At 56.7% G+C, this 17,112-nt stretch carries 14 protein-coding genes; 6 read left to right on the forward strand and 8 right to left on the reverse strand.

The window, feature by feature from the left end; genetic code table 11:
• Position 1: 1 nt before the first annotated feature.
• Positions 2-937 carry an aspartate carbamoyltransferase gene (pyrB, locus tag AC6I8D_RS02270; RefSeq protein ID WP_312055253.1) on the reverse strand — a complete coding sequence of 312 codons (936 nt, stop codon included), beginning with the start codon at positions 935-937 and terminating at the stop codon, positions 2-4.
• A 302-nt stretch (positions 938-1,239) separates the two neighbouring features.
• Entirely contained in the window at positions 1,240-2,247 is a 1,008-nt protein-coding gene (argF, locus tag AC6I8D_RS02275; protein WP_312759813.1) for an ornithine carbamoyltransferase, read from the reverse strand.
• 161 nt (positions 2,248-2,408) lie between these two features.
• Between argF and rraB the strand changes: the two genes are divergently transcribed.
• The 4 genes from rraB (at position 2,409) to AC6I8D_RS02295 (ending at position 6,143) form a co-directional block, all read left to right on the forward strand.
• Positions 2,409-2,828, forward strand: a complete 420-nt coding sequence (gene rraB, locus AC6I8D_RS02280) for a ribonuclease E inhibitor RraB (RefSeq protein WP_069728807.1) — start codon at positions 2,409-2,411, stop codon at positions 2,826-2,828.
• Positions 2,829-2,885: 57 nt separating this feature from the next.
• Positions 2,886-3,647: a tRNA isopentenyl-2-thiomethyl-A-37 hydroxylase MiaE gene (gene miaE / locus AC6I8D_RS02285; RefSeq protein WP_312055251.1), complete on the forward strand. Its 762-nt coding sequence runs from the start codon at positions 2,886-2,888 to the stop codon at positions 3,645-3,647.
• Positions 3,648-4,018: 371 nt separating this feature from the next.
• Complete coding sequence (locus AC6I8D_RS02290; RefSeq protein ID WP_497819582.1) at positions 4,019-5,347, forward strand: OprD family porin; 1,329 nt, start codon at positions 4,019-4,021, stop codon at positions 5,345-5,347.
• A gap of 7 nt (positions 5,348-5,354) precedes the next feature.
• Positions 5,355-6,143: a histidine phosphatase family protein gene (locus AC6I8D_RS02295; protein ID WP_497819583.1), complete on the forward strand. Its 789-nt coding sequence runs from the start codon at positions 5,355-5,357 to the stop codon at positions 6,141-6,143.
• Here the strand turns inward: AC6I8D_RS02295 and AC6I8D_RS02300 are convergent.
• The 4 genes from AC6I8D_RS02300 to pepA all read right to left on the reverse strand — a co-directional run bounded on the left by AC6I8D_RS02300 (position 6,138) and on the right by pepA (position 11,622).
• On the reverse strand, positions 6,138-6,650 hold the full coding sequence (locus AC6I8D_RS02300; protein WP_497819584.1) for a GNAT family N-acetyltransferase: 513 nt from the start codon (positions 6,648-6,650) through the stop codon (positions 6,138-6,140). The two genes, AC6I8D_RS02295 and AC6I8D_RS02300, sit on opposite strands and share 6 nt — an antisense overlap.
• 76 nt (positions 6,651-6,726) lie before the next feature.
• Positions 6,727-9,582: a valine--tRNA ligase gene (locus tag AC6I8D_RS02305; protein ID WP_312055247.1), complete on the reverse strand. Its 2,856-nt coding sequence runs from the start codon at positions 9,580-9,582 to the stop codon at positions 6,727-6,729.
• A gap of 5 nt (positions 9,583-9,587) precedes the next feature.
• Positions 9,588-10,046, reverse strand: coding sequence for a DNA polymerase III subunit chi (locus AC6I8D_RS02310; RefSeq protein WP_031375818.1), 459 nt, complete (start codon positions 10,044-10,046; stop codon positions 9,588-9,590).
• Between the two features lie 64 nt (positions 10,047-10,110).
• Entirely contained in the window at positions 10,111-11,622 is a 1,512-nt protein-coding gene (gene pepA / locus AC6I8D_RS02315) for a leucyl aminopeptidase (RefSeq protein WP_031375817.1), read from the reverse strand.
• 268 nt (positions 11,623-11,890) lie between these two features.
• Between pepA and lptF the strand changes: the two genes are divergently transcribed.
• Positions 11,891-12,991, forward strand: coding sequence for an LPS export ABC transporter permease LptF (gene lptF / locus AC6I8D_RS02320; protein ID WP_312055246.1), 1,101 nt, complete (start codon positions 11,891-11,893; stop codon positions 12,989-12,991).
• Entirely contained in the window at positions 12,991-14,067 is a 1,077-nt protein-coding gene (lptG, locus tag AC6I8D_RS02325) for an LPS export ABC transporter permease LptG (protein ID WP_312055245.1), read from the forward strand. The genes lptF and lptG overlap by 1 nt, the downstream gene beginning before the upstream one ends.
• A gap of 129 nt (positions 14,068-14,196) precedes the next feature.
• Here the strand turns inward: lptG and AC6I8D_RS02330 are convergent, their stop codons facing one another.
• Together AC6I8D_RS02330 and AC6I8D_RS02335 are read right to left on the reverse strand one after the other, a co-directional pair.
• On the reverse strand, positions 14,197-15,495 hold the full coding sequence (locus AC6I8D_RS02330; RefSeq protein ID WP_497819585.1) for a DUF445 domain-containing protein: 1,299 nt from the start codon (positions 15,493-15,495) through the stop codon (positions 14,197-14,199).
• A 25-nt stretch (positions 15,496-15,520) separates the two neighbouring features.
• Positions 15,521-17,023 carry a helicase HerA-like C-terminal domain-containing protein gene (locus AC6I8D_RS02335; RefSeq protein ID WP_497819586.1) on the reverse strand — a complete coding sequence of 501 codons (1,503 nt, stop codon included), beginning with the start codon at positions 17,021-17,023 and terminating at the stop codon, positions 15,521-15,523.
• Between the last annotated feature and the right edge of the window lie 89 nt (positions 17,024-17,112).

A 17,112-nucleotide genomic window follows, 5' to 3' on the forward strand; every position in this document is an offset into this window, starting at 1 on the left:
CTTACAGGGCGAGTTCGCTGTTTAATACCAACGCCAGCAGAGCCTGACGGGCGTAGATGCCGTTCCCGGCCTGCTGGAAATACCAGGCGTAAGGGGTTTTATCGACATCGGTAGTAATTTCGTCGATGCGCGGCAGTGGATGCAGCACTTTCATGTTGTCGCGTGCCGTCGCCAGGTCGGCAGCCCGCAGAATAAACTGCGCTTTGACGTTGGCATATTCCGACGGATCGAGACGCTCTTTCTGCACCCGCGTCATGTAGAGAATGTCGAGCTGCGGCATCACCTCTTCAAAGCTGTCGTGCCGTGACCAGACAATGTTTTTCTCATCCAGCATATCGGTGATGTAAGCCGGCATTGCCAGCGCATCAGGGGCGATAAAGAAGAAGCGGTTGCCGTCAAACTTCGCCAGCGCCTGGGTCAGGGAATGGACGGTGCGGCCATATTTCAGGTCGCCGACCATCGCCACATTCAGCTGGTTCAGGCGACTCTGGGTCTCCTGAATGGTGAAGAGATCGAGCAGCGTCTGGGTCGGATGCTGGTTGGCACCGTCACCGGCGTTGAGAATCGGCACGCCGCCGGAGAACTCGGTTGCCAGGCGCGCGGCACCCTCCTGCGGATGACGCATCACAATCGCATCGACATAGGTGCCGATCACCGAAATGGTGTCGGCCAGGGTTTCGCCCTTTTTCCCCAGTGAGGTGTTGCTGCCGTCGGCAAAACCCACCGCCGATGCGCCGAGCCGATGAATCGCGGTTTCAAACGACAAGCGGGTGCGGGTTGAGGCTTCAAAGAAGCAGCTGGCGATCACGTTGTGCTTCAGCAGTTCCGGCTGCGGATGCGCTTTGAGCTGTGCGGCGGTATGCAGCACCAGTTCCAGCTCGTCACGGCTGAGGTCGTTGATCGAAATAATGTGCTTGCGATATAGCGGGTTAGCCATAGCTTTCTCCTCTGCGCGGCCGGATTGCGGACAAAAAAAAGCCCCTGCTTAAGGGGCTTTTTTATGATCGGGTCGATGACCGAAAGAAACAGCGGCGCCGCCTGCGGTCAGGCGTGATTGAGCGTCAAATTGTCCGCTGCGCTGTAGCATATTTCCTCCGGCAAATTGTGGCGAATTATACCGATTCGCGGCCGGGCAGCAAGGAAAAATCGTGCGCGAGGTAATCGTTTGCGGCACCACCAGCACGGCCTGCCCGGCCTCTCTGACCGGCGCGGATGCAGGCCGGCAATCTGGCGCAGCTGTCAGCGCTGACCGAGCGTCGCCACCATCACCGCTTTGATGGTGTGCATACGGTTTTCCGCCTGATCGAACACGATGCTGTGCGGCGATTCAAAAACTTCGTTGCTTACTTCCATCCCATTATGCAGATCGTACTGTTCCGCCATCTGCCGGCCCAGCGTGGTCTGATCGTCATGGAAAGCGGGCAGACAGTGCAGGAACTTCACCTCAGGATTGTGGGTCAGATCGAGCATCGCCCGGTTGACCTGATAATCACGCAGCAGGGCGATGCGCTCTTGCCACACCGCTTTGGCTTCGCCCATCGAAACCCAGACGTCGGTGTAGATGAAGTCAGCGCCGTTGACGCCGTCGGCAATGTTATCGGTGAGGGTAATTTTACCGCCGGTCTGCTGCGCGACTTTACGACACTGTTCTACCAGCGCGGTTTCTGGCCAGCAGCTTTGCGGTGCCACCAGCCGCAGATCCAGCCCGACCAGCGCCGCCGCTTCCAGCATGGTGTTGCCCATGTTGTTGCGCGCATCGCCGACGTAGACCAGCGTCATCTGGCTGAGCTTTTTGCCCGGCAGGTGCTCCTGCATTGTCAGCAGATCGGCCAGCAGCTGGGTGGGATGAAATTCCGTGGTCAGGCCGTTCCACACCGGCACGCCAGCGTGCTCAGCCAGGGTTTCCACCAGCGCCTGGCCGTAACCGCGATACTGAATGCCATCGTACATCCGGCCCAGCACCCGCGCGGTATCGCGCATCGACTCTTTATGGCCAATCTGGCTGCCGCTTGGGCCGAGATAGGTAACGTTAGCACCCTGATCGTAAGCGGCAACTTCGAAAGAGCATCGGGTACGGGTCGAGTCTTTTTCGAAGATGAGCGCGATGTTTTTGCCTTTCAGGGAGGGGACTTCACTGCCACTCTTTTTAGCGCGTTTTAATTCAGCCGCAAGGCTAAGCAGATAATCTATTTCGGCCGGGGTAAAATCCAGTAGCCTGAGGAAATGGCGCTGATATAGCTGACTCATACAACACTCCGGTAACCATATAAAGTGAATTAAAATTCAATCTAACCGTATGAATATGCATTTTCAAGCCCGGTGAGAATAAACTTTTCGTTTTGTGTAGTGGCGCGACAGGCAGTGTGGGAAAATAATTGTTTATTGCCGAACTCAGAGAGGACATCGTCATGGCATATGAAGCATTATTGGAAGAGCAGCGTGAAGAGACGCGCCTGATCATTGAAGAGCTGCTGGAGGATGGCAGCGATCCCGATGCGCTTTATACCATCGAGCACCATCTCTCGTGCAACAACTTCGATTCACTGGAAAAGGCGGCGGTTGACGCCTTTAAGCTGGGTTATGAAGTGACCGAGCCGGAAGAGCTGGAACTGGAAGATGGCACCACCGTAATGTGCGTTGACATCATCAGTGAATCGGCGCTGAAGCCAGAGCTGATTGATGTGCAGGTTGAGCAGCTGGTGAACCTGATCGGTAAATACAATGTCGACTACGACGGCTGGGGCACCTACTTCGAAGATCCGGACGCCGAAGATGAAGATGACGAAGACGCTATCGACGATGAAGATGATAACGGCATTCGCCACTAAGTCGCGCAGGGCGGGGAATTCTCCGCCTCTCTTCTTTTCCAGCCTCGTTTTAACACCATGAACTACGCACCGTTACTTGAACCGATTTATCAGTTTCTGCACTGCCGTACGCCACAAGCCTGGATTGATGAGGCGCGTAAACCCGAAAATCTGACCCTGTTATTAACCGATCACCTGGTGTGTGAGCTAAAAGCCGCGCAGACCGCAGTCTGGTTGATCCGCAAATATGTGGCTGACAAACCCAGCGGGGAGGCGGTTCTCGGCTGGCTGAAACCGTATGAAGATTTTATCTTCCGCGAAGATGGCGACAGCGACTTTATCAACGCCCATAAAAACCTCACCAAACGCATTATTGTTCGCAATGAACTGCCGTGGGCGGATGAGCTGGTGGAAAAGATGGTGCTGCTGATTAAAGAAGAGCTGCATCACTTTTATCAGGTGTGGGAAATTATGCAGTCGCGCGGGCTGGTCTATCAGAAGATCACCTCCAGCCGCTACGCGAAATCGCTGCTGCGTGAGGTTACCACTCATGAGCCGGAAACGCTGGTCGATAAGCTGATCTGCGGTGCCTATATTGAAGCGCGATCCTGCGAGCGTTTTGCCAGTCTGGCACCGTGGCTGGATGCGGAGCTGGAGACCTTTTATATCTCACTGCTACGGTCGGAAGCGCGCCACTATCAGGACTATTTAGCCCTGGCTGCCCGCATATCCGCGCGGGATATTACCCCACGGGTACAGGCTATTGGAGCAACCGAAGCATGGTTAATCAGCGAACCGGACAGCGAGTTACGTTTTCATAGCGGGGTACCGGCGTTCTGATAAGAGTAAACGGCGCTGTTACGACGGCCGTTTATTTTTTTAATTTAACCGGGTTGATTTCATTAATAATAGAACTTCAAACGTTAATTATTAAGTTAATACGGTTCCGTTACGTCCGCTGAATATTATTTGAGTCATCCCTCACAGAATGTTTTTTCTCTTCTGATCTTTCTCCCCGGAATACGTATATTGCCCTTGCCGAATTAGGGTTGTTATTATTTTAAGCAAAACCTGATTCATGATTTCTCTTTGCCAAAGAGGGGTTGTGAATCAGGTTTTTTTTTGCACCGGGCACAGCCGGTAAACAGGTCAGATACCTTATTCCGGACTGCCGATTTTGCTAACCAGCTTTAAATGGAAGGAGTCATAAAATGAGGGTAAGGACCTGTATTCTGTTATTTATTCCACTGTTATTTCAGCCTGCGCTGGCGCGGGCGGACAATTCCAGCGCGCTATCGCTCTCTGATAATGCTTTCCTGCACGATTCGCAACTTGATCTCAGGCTGCGCAATTACTGGAAGTATCTTAAGGAAAACGAAGCGCAACCGACCGCGGTTCATAACGCCTGGGGACAGGCGGCAGGTCTGGATTTTCGTTCCGGCTATCTGTGGGACTGGCTGGGCTTTGATGCCACCTACACCCGTGCGATCAGGCTGGGTGCCAGCGACAACTTTGCCTCGCGCGGTGTGCTGTACGACAGCGGCGGCAACCGGCAAAAAGCTGACGCACACGGCTTTAGCAAGTTTGGCCAACGCTATCTGAAAGTAAAGCTGGGCGACGAGCAGGCGGGATTCGAGGCGAAAGCGGGCTGGCAAACGTTCAACGATTTTGGCGTGCTGACCAACACTAACCGTTTGTCGCGTAACAGCTATTCAGGCTATAGCGGCGCGCTGAACGGGCAGAATCTGCGGCTGGATTTGGCTTACGTCACCAAAGCTCTTCGCCATGATTCACCGGACAGCCTGGCGCTGCAAACCCAGGACCAGCGGACCATTGCGGCAATCTATACCGGCGCCCTGAGCTATAAAACCGATCGCGGACGGCTCGCCTACGCTTTTGGCGAAGCGGAAGCCTACCAGCGGCGTCATGTTATCGAAGCGAGTTACACCCTCTCGCCACACTGGCGTCTCTCCTCACAAATTTATGGCAGTCAGGCGCTGGCAAATTATAAAAGCATGGCCGCCAGCAAAAGATCGTTCGATGACCACGCCTGGCATTATGTCGGCGAAGCAGACTGGATCAACAATGGATGGACACAAAAATTCGCCGCTGGCTGGACCTCGGCACCTAAAAAGAATGCGGTGGGATATTATGCGCGTCCTTTAACAAAAAATACCCGCGGGCGTTTTAACGCGCTGACCGCTGTCGGCAAAGATTATACCCGTGATAAAGAACTGGCACTGGTGTCGCAAACGGAATATGAAATTTTAAAAGGCGTATTTAGCGGCTTTCAGATTAACTATGGACAGTTTAATTACCGGGATACGCGTATACGCTCCGGGGAAATTGTGCTCATCAACCGCTTCATCGAACCCCATCCCGCCCTGAAAAACTTGTCGATTTCTTCGCTGTTCGGTTATGGCTGGTCATACAAAAACAGCAAAGAAACACCGGTTTTAAATACGCAGGGAAAATACCGGCGCTCTCCCAACCTGTCTGCGGCGATCGCGGTTGAGTATAAATTAGACCTGTTAAAATAAGGAAAATATGATGAAGAATATATTGAAAGCATTGCTGATGCTTGTGGTGGTTGGCGCTGGCGCAAGCGAATCCTTCGCCGCTGATGTGACAATCTATCTTACGCGGCATGGCAAAACCATGTTTAACACGGTTCATCGTGCGCAGGGGTGGTCAGATACACCGCTGACGCCAGCGGGCGTGGAGGTGGCTGAACAGCTGGGACGTGGCCTGAAGACGCTGCCGTTTATCGCCGTCTGGTCCAGCGATTCTGGCAGGGCGAGACAAACCGCGCAGCTTGTCATGCAGGCATGGGAAAGGCCGCTGCCGCTGAACGAGCGCAAAGAATTACGGGAAGTGGGCTTTGGGCTGTATGAGGGCGATCTGGATGAGAATATGCTGACCGATGCCGCCCATCTGCTCGGCTTTGCCTCTGAGGCGGCGCTGATGAAAGCATCTGGCGAAGGCACAATTCGCGCCGATCGTATAATAGACGCTATCCGCCAGGCGGAAGCGTCCGGTACGCCAGCGCTTAAAGGCGTTAAGTCATCAGGGATGGCCGAAAGCTATCAGCAGGTGTCGAAGCGCATGGTGGATAGCCTGACCGAGATAGCGCAGCAGGCCCAGAAGCAGGGGGGCGGTAACGTTCTGGTGGTGTCGCACGGCCTGGCGATTACTTCGTTACTGATGGCGCTTGGCGATACCTCGTTGAACGAGCAGCTGCACAATGCGAGCGTGACCCGGCTGCGCTATACCGACAGCGGCGAGTTCGTGATTGAATCCATCAACGACATGAGTTACGTCGAGCGCGGCTCATAACATTCGCAGCATGCGCACTTCACAGTCCACGTGGCCGGTGCAGCCCATAGCGCCGTCGATGTGGCTAAAGCCCAGCGATTCATACAGCTTGATCGCTCTGGTCAGGCTGGCGGTGGTTTCGAGGTAGCAGCGGTGGAAACCCTGTTGGCGCGCATGTTCCATCGCTCTTAGCGCCAGTTCGCGCGCCAGTCCCTGTCCACGCACGGCGGGCAGGAAATACATCTTCTGCAGTTCGCAGATATCGGGGGCACTACAGGCGAGCGGCGCCACGCCGCCACCGCCGACCACCTTGCCCTGATACTCCACCACCCAGTAGGCGCTCTGTTCAGCACTGTACAACTCAAACAAATGGTCGAGCTGCGGGTCGGATACGGTGTATCCCTTGTCAGCAGTCAGGCCGAACTCCGCTGAAACGTCGCGGATAACCTGGGCGATATGCGGATTGTCGGCGGCAGTAATCGGCCGCACCTGCAGATCAAGGCGCGTGGTGGTGGGTGTCGTCATCATCTCTTCCGGATTTGTACGAGGTCAATAAAAAAGCCGGGCAAGCCCGGCTTTATGAATAAGCTGTCAGCTACGACGCTTACAATGCCGCAATTACCGCCTGCTGTTCAATCAGTTTTGCTTTTGATTGTTGCAGTTCGGCGACGCGTTCACGCTCTTTTACCACCACCGCTTCCGGGGCGCGGGAGACAAAGCCTTCGTTGGCCAGCTTGACCTGAATCTTGTCGATTTCGACCTCCAGTTTAACCAGCTCTTTCGCCAGTCGCTCCAGTTCGGCCGTTTTATCCACCAGGTCGGCCATCGGGATCAGCAGCTCAGCGCCTTCAACGATTTTGGTCACCGAGACCGGGCCTTTCTCGCCCGCTGGCAGAATGGTCAGGCTTTCCAGACGCGCCAGGCGCGACAGGAAGTTGCGGTTCGCTTCTACCCGACGCAGTGCCGCCGGTGAGCAGTCACGCAGCAGCACATCCAGCGGTTTGCTCAGCGCGATGTTCATTTCGGCACGAATATTACGCACCGCCACAATCGCTTGTTTCATCCACTCAATATCCGCTTTCGCTTCGGCATCCTCTTTCGCCGCTTCAAACTGCGGGAAAGGTTGCAGCATGATGGTGTCGTCGCTGATGTTTTTCAGTCCCTTCACGCGCTGCCAGATGGTTTCAGTGATAAACGGAATAATCGGGTGGGCCAGACGCAGCAAGCCTTCCAGCACGTTCACCAGCGTATGGCGGGTGCCGCGCAGTTCCGCTTCGTTACCGCTGTTCATCACCGGCTTGGTCAGCTCCAGGTACCAGTCACAGAACTGGTTCCAGGTGAAGTCATACAGCAGGTTAGCGGCGATATCGAAACGGTAGCTATCGAGCGCGTCACGGTAAGCTTTCACCGTGCTGTTGAACTCGGTGAGGATCCAGCGATCCGCCAGCGACAGCGTCATTTCGCCGCCGTTCTGGCCGCAATCCTGATCTTCGGTGTTCATCAGCACAAAGCGGCTGGCGTTCCACAGCTTGTTACAGAAGTTGCGATAACCTTCCAGGCGCTTCATGTCCCAGTTGATGTCGCGACCGGTTGAGGCGAGGGCGGCAAGGGTGAAACGCAGCGCATCGGTGCCTGACGGCTCAATGCCGTTCGGGAACTGCTTCTCGGTGCGTTTGCGGATCTTCTCGGCCAGCTGCGGCTGCATCATGTTACCGGTGCGTTTTTCCAGCAGCGCTTCCAGCGAAATGCCGTCAACCATATCCAGCGGGTCAATCACGTTGCCCTTGGATTTTGACATCTTCTGGCCTTCTTCATCACGAATCAGACCGGTCATGTAAACGGTTTTAAACGGCACCTGCGGTTTGCCATTTTCATCTTTGATGAAGTGCATGGTCAGCATGATCATGCGGGCAATCCAGAAGAAGATGATGTCGAAGCCGCTGACCAGCACGCTGGTCGGGTGGAAGGTGCGCAGCGCTTCGGTGTTTTCCGGCCAGCCAAGAGTGGAGAACGTCCACAGGCCAGAGGAGAACCAGGTGTCCAGCACGTCATCATCCTGACGCAGCGCCACATCGGCGGCCAGGTTGTTTTCAGCGCGAACTTCTTCTTCGGTGCGGCCAACATAGACGTGACCGTCGTTGTCGTACCAGGCCGGGATACGGTGACCCCACCACAGCTGACGAGAGATACACCAGTCCTGGATATCACGCATCCAGGAGAAATACATGTTTTCGTACTGCTTCGGTACAAACTGAATGTCACCGTTTTCAACCGCTTCGACCGCCACTTTCGCCAGCGGGGCAGTGCGCACGTACCACTGGTCAGTCAGCATCGGTTCAATCACCACGCCACCCCGATCGCCATAAGGTACGGTCAGGTCGTGCGGTTTGATCTCTTCGAGCAGGCCAAGCTGATCGACAGCAGCGACGATCGCTTTACGTGCCGCAAAACGCTCCATCTTCTGGAACGCGGCCGGGATCTCATCCGAGCAGGCATCGCTGACTTCGCCGTTGGTGTCATACACCTGGGCGCGCTCGCGGATATCGCCGTCAAAGGTCAGGATGTTGATCATCGGCAGCTTGTGACGACGACCGACTTCGTAGTCGTTAAAGTCATGTGCCGGGGTGATCTTGACGCAGCCGGTGCCTTTTTCCATGTCAGCATGTTCATCGCCAACAATCGGGATCAGACGGCCAACCAGCGGCAGCATGACAAATTTGCCAATCAGATCTTTGTAGCGCGGATCTTCCGGATTGACCGCCACGCCGGTATCGCCCAGCAGGGTTTCCGGACGAGTGGTGGCGACCACCAGATAATCTTTACCGTCAGCCGTTTTCGCGCCGTCGGCCAGCGGATAGCGGATATGCCACATTGAGCCTTTGCTCTCGCGGTTTTCCACTTCCAGGTCAGAGATGGCGGTGCGCAGCTTCGGATCCCAGTTCACCAGGCGTTTGCCACGGTAAATCAGGTTCTCTTTGTACAGGCGGACGAACACCTCTTTCACCGCGTTGGACAGACCTTCGTCCATGGTGAAACGCTCGCGCTCCCAGTCAACGGAGTTGCCGAGACGGCGCATCTGACGGGTGATGGTGCCGCCGGATTCCGCCTTCCACTGCCAGATTTTGTCAATGAACGCATCACGGCCGTAGTCCTGGCGCGTTTTGCCCTCTTCAGCCGCAATCTTGCGCTCAACCACCATCTGCGTGGCGATGCCCGCGTGGTCGGTACCGGCCTGCCACAGGGTATTTTTGCCCTGCATGCGCTGGTAGCGAATCATGGTATCCATGATGGTTTGCTGGAAGGCGTGACCCATGTGCAAGCTACCGGTGACGTTCGGCGGCGGGATCATGATGCAAAAGCTTTCCTGGCTGGTATCGCCATTCGGTTTGAAGTAGCCCTGCTTTTCCCAATGCTCGTAAAGCGGCTGCTCGATATCTTGCGGGTTATATGTCTTTTCCATTTCTGCTATGTCGTTTGCGGCTGTGGCGGCGTTGCCGTATTCAATTGGAAACCAACGCTGCGGTACGCTTTATAGCGGTCGCGCGCCAGCTGTTTGAGAGATTCTTCGTAAGGAACGAAGTCTATCACTTCATGGAAAGCAGTAGCAAAATCTGCGAACTGTGGCAGCAGGCTAATTAACAGGTCGCGTGGCGAACTGCCGCGACGCTGCGGCCAGGCCAGTTCAACCGGCGCGCCGTAGCGCGGGCCTTCACCGGCGAGGTTATGCGGCACGAAGGCGTTCGCCGGACGTTGCCACAGCGCTTCGTCGAGACGAATCGCCTGCTGCTCATCTTCACAGGCGATCAACACCCGCTTTCCGGCCCGCCAGCGTGTTTCCGCCAGATTGCACACCAGCGCTTCGATGGCGCTCAGGCCGTCGCTCGGTGCATCGGTTTCCAGCACGTAGAAGGTTGCGTTTTTCATCAGTTTGCTCGTCAGAAGATCAAGGGCGGAATCTCATCCGCCCTTGTAGTCAGCATTGCGGCGATCAGTCGTCGCCGTTCAATCCTGCCCGATTCAACAGAAACTGCGACAGCATCGGCACCGGACGCCCGGTGGCGCCTTTGGCTTTACCTGAACGCCAGGCCGTACCGGCGATGTCGAGGTGCGCCCAGTTATATTTGCGGGCAAAGCGCGCCAGGAAGCAGGCGGCGGTAATCGCTCCGCCAGGCCGGCCGCCAATGTTGGCCATGTCGGCAAAGTTGGACTCCAGCTGCTCCTGATACTCGTCCGCCATCGGCAGGCGCCACGCGCGGTCGCCCGACTGCTCAGAGGCGCTGATCAGCTCATGCGCCAGCGGATTGTGGTTCGACAGCAGACCGCTGACGTGGTGGCCCAGCGCAATCACGCAGGCACCGGTCAGGGTCGCGACGTCAATCACCACTTCCGGATCGAAGCGTTCAACGTAGGTCAGCGCATCGCACAGCACCAGCCGGCCTTCAGCATCGGTATTCAGCACTTCCACCGTCTGGCCAGACATGGTGGTCAGCACGTCGCCCGGACGCATCGCCCGGCCATCCGGCATGTTTTCACAGCCGGCCAGCACGCCGACCACGTTGAGCGGCAGGTTAAGCTCGGCGACCATGCGCATCACGCCATACACCGAGGCCGCGCCGCACATATCATATTTCATTTCGTCCATGCTGTCGGACGGCTTAATCGAGATGCCGCCGGAGTCGAAGGTCAGGCCTTTACCGACCAGCACAATCGGCCGCGCGTCGGCATCCGGGTTGCCTTTGTACTCAATCACCGACATCAGCGATTCGTTTTGCGAACCGGCACCCACCGCCAGATAGGCGTTCATGCCCAGCTCTTTCATCTGCTGTTCGCCGATGACACGGGTGGTGACATTTTTGCTGAAGGCATCCGCCAGCTGACGCGCCTGTGAGGCAAGATAGGCGGCGTTACAGATGTTTGGCGGCATATTGCCGAGATCTTTCGCCGCTTTCATGCCGGCAGCCACCGCCAGACCATGCTGAATCGCGCGTTCACCGCTGGTCAGTTCACGGCGGGTCGGCACGTTAAACACCAGCTTACGCAGCGGACGGCGCGGCTCGGCCTTGTTGCTTTTCAGCTGATCGAAGTTATACAGCGCCTCTTTTGAGGTTTCGACCGCCTGACGCACTTTCCAGTAGGTGTTACGGCCTTTGACGTGCAGTTCAGTCAGGAAGCAGACCGCTTCCATTGAGCCGGTATCGTTCAGCGTGTTGATGGTTTTCTGAATCACCTGCTTGTACTGACGCTCGTCCAGCTCGCGCTCTTTGCCGCAGCCAATCAGCAGAATACGCTCAGACAGGATGTTTGGCACATGATGCAGCAGCAGTGTCTGGCCCACTTTTCCTTCCAGCTCGCCGCGGCGCAGCAGGGCGCTGATATAGCCGTCGCTGATTTTATCCAGCTGTTCGGCAATCGGTGACAGACGACGCGGTTCGAAAACGCCAACGACAATGCAGGCACTGCGCTGTTTTTCCGGGCTTCCGCTTTTTACACTGAACTCCATGCACTCTCCTGAATCTTAAAGACAACGGCCGCTGCTGCCGCTAGAATGTAGCGCGCTCATGACCCATTTATTCATCACGGCAGCATGACATTCTGCCGCTGGAGGTCATAATGAATCAGGGTGACAAGATGTTGTTTTTCCACCACCCAAGCGCGTTTGTCATACAATTTTAGCTACGATGACGGCCATTGATGAAGAAAAATGGCAAATAAGCGTTGAAACTAGCGATTTTCCTGCAAAAAGACAAGTTTTCACAGGCGTACTAAGCGTGATCATCATTAGATATCTGGTTCGGGAAACGCTCAAAAGCCAGCTGGCTATCCTCTTCATCCTGCTATTGATCTTCTTTTGCCAGAAGTTAGTCAGGATTTTAGGAGCCGCGGTGGATGGCGAAGTGCCGACAAACCTCGTTCTGACACTGTTAGGACTCGGCGTGCCTGAAATGGCACAACTTATACTGCCCTTAAGTCTGTTTCTGGCGATCCTGATGACGCTGGGACGACTCTATACGGAAAGTGAAATTACCGTCATGCACGCCTGCGGCCTGAGTAAAGCGGTGCTGGTCAAGGCGGCGATGGTGCTGATGCTGTTTACCTCGCTGGTGGCGGCGGTGAACGTTATCTGGCTCGGTCCCTGGTCATCCCGTTATCAGGATGAAGTGACCCAGAACGCCAAAGCCAACCCTGGCACGGCGGCGCTGGCGGCCGGGCAGTTCCAGACCTCCAGCGATGGCAGCGCCGTGCTGTTCCTTGAGGATGTCAAAGGCAACCAGTTCGGCAACGTGTTCCTGGCGCAGTTACGGCCAAAAGGCAACGCGCGGCCTTCGGTGGTGCTGGCTGACAGCGGTCATATGGAACAGCATAAAGACGGTTCGCAGGTGGTGACGCTGGATAAAGGTACCCGTTTTGAGGGCACCGCGCTGCTGCGTGACTTCCGCATCACTGACTTCACCAATTATCAGGCGCTGGTGGGCTATAAAGAGGCCACGCTGGACCCGAACGATGCGGAGCAGTCGAGCTTTACCGGCCTGTTCGGTAACGACTCGCCGACCTTCCGCGCCGAGCTGCACTGGCGTATGACGCTGGTGTTTTCGGTGCTGGTGATGGCGCTGATGGTGGTGCCGCTCAGCGTGGTCAATCCACGTCAGGGCCGGGTGTTGTCGATGCTGCCGGCGATGCTGCTCTATCTGATCTTCTTCCTGCTGCAAAGCTCGCTGAAGTCGAGCGGAGCGAAAGGGCGGCTCGATCCGGCCGTCTGGATGTGGGTAGTGAATATCAGCTATCTGCTGCTGGCGGTGCTGCTTAACCTGTGGGATACGGTGCCGATGCGTCGGGTTCGTGCCCGCTTTACACGCGGAGGATCGGTCTGATGTTTCGCGTACTTGACCGCTATATCGGCAAAACCATCTTCAATACCATCATGCTGACGCTGTTCATGCTGGTGTCGCTCTCCGGCATCATCAAGTTCGTCGATCAGCTGCGTAAAACCGGTCAGGGCAGCTATAGCGCGCTCTCGGCCGGTTATTACACGCTGCTTAGCGTGCCGAAAGATATTGAGATCTTCTTCCCGATGGCGGCGCTGCTGGGCGCGCTGCTGGGGCTGGGGACGCTGGCACAGCGCAGTGAGCTGGTGGTGATGCAGGCCGCCGGTTTCACCCGCATGCAGGTGGCCTTGTCGGTGATGAAAACCGCGATTCCGCTGGTGCTGCTGACCATGGCGATTGGCGAATTTGTTGCGCCCTCGGGCGAGCAGATGGCGCGTAATTACCGGGCGCAGCAGCTGTATGGCGGGGCGCTAGTGTCGACGCAAAACGGTCTGTGGGCGAAAGATGGCAACAACTTCATCTACATTGAGCGCATCAAAGGCGACAATGAGATTGATGGCGTCAGCATCTACAGCTTTAACGATCAGCGTCGGCTGCAGAGCGTGCGCTATGCCGCGACCGCGACCTGGGATGCGGCGAAAAAACACTGGGCGCTGTCCCAGGTAGATGAGTCGAACCTGACCGATCCGAAGCAAATCACCGGTTCGCAGAGCCTCGGCGGCGAGTGGAAAACCAACCTGACGCCGGATAAGCTGGGCGTGGTGGCGCTCGACCCGGACGCGCTTTCGATTCGCGGCCTGTATAACTACAGCAAGTATCTGAAGCAGAGCGGCCAGGAGTCCGGGCGTTATCTGCTGAACATGTGGAGCAAAATCTTCCAGCCGCTGTCGGTGGCGGTGATGATGCTGATGGCGCTGTCGTTTATCTTTGGTCCGCTGCGCAGTGTGTCGATGGGCGTGCGGGTGGTTACCGGCATCAGCTTTGGCTTTCTGTTCTACGTGCTCGACCAGATCTTCGGCCCGCTGAGCCTGGTTTACGGTCTGCCGCCAATCATGGGGGCAATTCTGCCGAGCTTCGCCTTCTTCGCCATCAGCTTGTTTATGCTGATCAAGCGGCGCTAAGCGAGTACCGCAATTGAAAAAAGGCCGCGTTTGCGGCCTTTTTTGTTTTTTAAGCTGCAGGCGAATACTCCCATCGCTTTACGTTTGGCATCTTTCCGGGAGTAGCGGTCTCAGCGGCGGGAAGCGGCTTCAGGCCACGCTATTTATCCAGCCTGACAACGCGGGCAGGGCTGCTGGCAGCTGTGACAGCAGATAGAGAATCAGGCCAATGGTGCCGCCCACCAGCGTGCCGTTGATGCGAATAAACTGCAGGTCTTTGCCGATATTCAGCTCGATCTGCTGCGACATATCGCGTGCATCCCAGCTCTTCACGGTGTCGCTGATGTGGCGCGTCAGAAAGCCAGCAAATTCCGGTGCCACGCTGCGCGCTGCCTGTTCGAGGTGCTGATTCATTGAGTCGCGCAGCGCCGGATCGGCGGCCAGGGTTTCGCCCAACCACAGCGCCGCGCCGCGCACTTTCTCCTGCACCCGCGAATCGTCGCTGCTGAGGTCCGCTTTCAGCCAGTTACGCATATCGTTCCACAGCTCGCCGATGTAGCGGTTAAGCGTGGCATCCTCTTTCAGCCAGCTCTTGATCACCTCGGCGCGCTCCGCCATCTCCGGGTCGGTTTGCAGTTTGACGATCAGCCGATCCACCGCCCGGTTAAAGCCGAGACGCAGCTCGTGGCCCTGATCCAGCGCCACATCATCCAGCAGCGAGTCGACCGCGTTCGCCACCAGTTCAGCACTGTGTTCGCCCAGCCACTCGGTCGGTAACATTTTGGCTTTGATCGGATGTTCACGCTTCAGCCAGCGCACCAGCTGCTGCGCAATGAACTCACGGGTGGAGGGCTTATGCAGCAGCGCCAGCAACTGTTCGATCGCCGCGTCCAGCAGCGCCTGATGACGATTATTTTTGGTCAGGCTCTCCAGGATCAGGGCGCTGGTCTGCGTCAGATCGACCTTATCAATGGCGCGATGCACCGCGCGGCGCATAAAGTTCTGAATACGCGCGTCATCGGTCAGATCGAGAAAGCCGCGCATCACCTGCAGCAGATGCCGGCCGATGCGGTCAGCATTGCCGGGCGCATTCAGCCACTGCGCCAGCAGGTGCGACGGATCGTGACGGCGTATCAGGCTGAGCAGCGAATCGGTATCGAGAAACTTCTCCTGCACGAAGCGGCCGAGATTCTCACCGATACGATCTTTGTTGCGCGGAATAATCGCGGTATGACGCGAGATAAAGGGCACCGGCACCCGGCGAAACAGCGCCACTACCGCGAACCAGTCGGCCAGCGCACCGACCATTGCCGCTTCCGCTATCGCTTTCACGCCGCTGACCCAAAAGCCGGGCGGCAGAAACAGGGTGATGATGAAGGTCGCGGCGGCCAGTAACAGCAGCAGCAGCGCCAGACGTTTTGTCCGTTTCAGTTCGTGTTGTTTATCCATATCCTGATCTTAGCAGAGCGCGTTATCAGCGGCGACGGCCACCCAGCAGGCTGCCGAGCACGCCGCGGATGATCTGTTGGGTAATCTGTCGGGTCGCGCTTTTCGCCATGGTCTGCACCACGCCATCGTGCTTACCGCCGCGTGGTCCGGTGCGGCCAAACAGAATCTCTTTCAGTCCACCAAGAATTCCCTCGTCGACCGCCACGCTGCTGCCTTTGGCAGGCGGTGCGTTGCGCTGTTCGCTGCTGGCCTGAAAGCCCTGTTGCAGCCGTTCAAACGCTGATTCACGATCGACGTCGCTGTCATATTTGCCGTACAGCGGTGAGTGGTTGATCAGCCCGTTGCGTTCATCGGCGGTCACTGGTCCCATGCGCGAGCCGGGCGCAATCACCATCGCCCGCTCTACCACCGACGGGCTGCCTTTGGCATCGAGAAAAGAGATCAGCGCTTCGCCGGTGCCCAGCGCCTGAATCGCTTCCACGCTGCTGAATGCCGGGTTGGCGCGCAGGGTGTCGGCCGCCGTTTTAACCGCTTTCTGATCTTTCGGCGTGAAGGCGCGCAGGGCGTGCTGCACCCGGTTACCGAGCTGTCCCAGTACCCGATCCGGAATATCCGCCGGGTTCTGGGTGACAAACCAGACGCCGACGCCTTTGGAGCGAATCAGCCGCATCACCTGTTCGATTTTTTCCAGCAGCACCGGCGGCGCGTCGTTAAACAGCAGATGTGCTTCATCGAAGAAGAACACCAGCTTCGGCTGATCGAGGTCACCGGCTTCCGGCAGATGTTCATACAGCTCAGACAGCAGCCACAGCAGACTGGTGGCGTAGAGCTTCGGCATCTGGTAGAGCTTCTCTGCCGACAGAATATTGATGAAGCCTTTACCCTGAGCGTCGACCCGCATCCAGTCGGCGATATCCAGCATCGGTTCACCGAAGAAGTGCTCCGCGCCCTGTTGCTCCAGCGTCAGCAGTCCGCGCTGAATCGCCCCGACCGAGGCGCTGTTAATGTTGCCGTATTGCGTCTGGAAGCTTTTAGCGTTGTCACCGATGTACTGCGTCATGGCGCGTAGATCTTTGAAATCCAGCAGCAGTAAGCCCTGATCGTCGGCGATGCGGAAAATAATCTGCAATACGCCGCTCTGTACTTCATTGAGGTTCAGCAGCCGCGCCAGCAGCAGCGGGCCGAGATCGGAGACGGTCGCCCGCACCGGGTGGCCTTTTTCACCGAAGATATCCCACAGCACCACCGGATTGGCCTGCGGCTGCCAGTCGGTGACGCCAATTTTCGCCAGTCGCTGCTGTAACTTTTCACCTGACTCGCCTGCCATCGCGACACCGGTTAAATCGCCTTTCACATCGGCCATAAATACCGGCACGCCAATCGACGAGAACGATTCTGCCAGCTTTTGCAGGGTGACGGTTTTACCGGTACCGGTCGCGCCGGTTATCAGTCCGTGGCGATTGGCCATTTGCGGTAACAGATTGAGCTGAACGTCGGGCGTCCGGGCAATCAACAGGGGCGAAGTCATGATTTTCCACTCTCAGGCAACGGGTTATGCCTGAAGAATAGCAAGCGGGGCGGGGAAAAGCGGAGAAGATTTCACCGAAAAGCAGCCCG

Source organism: Pantoea sp. X-Soil-MYKO-1785 (genome assembly GCF_059730675.1).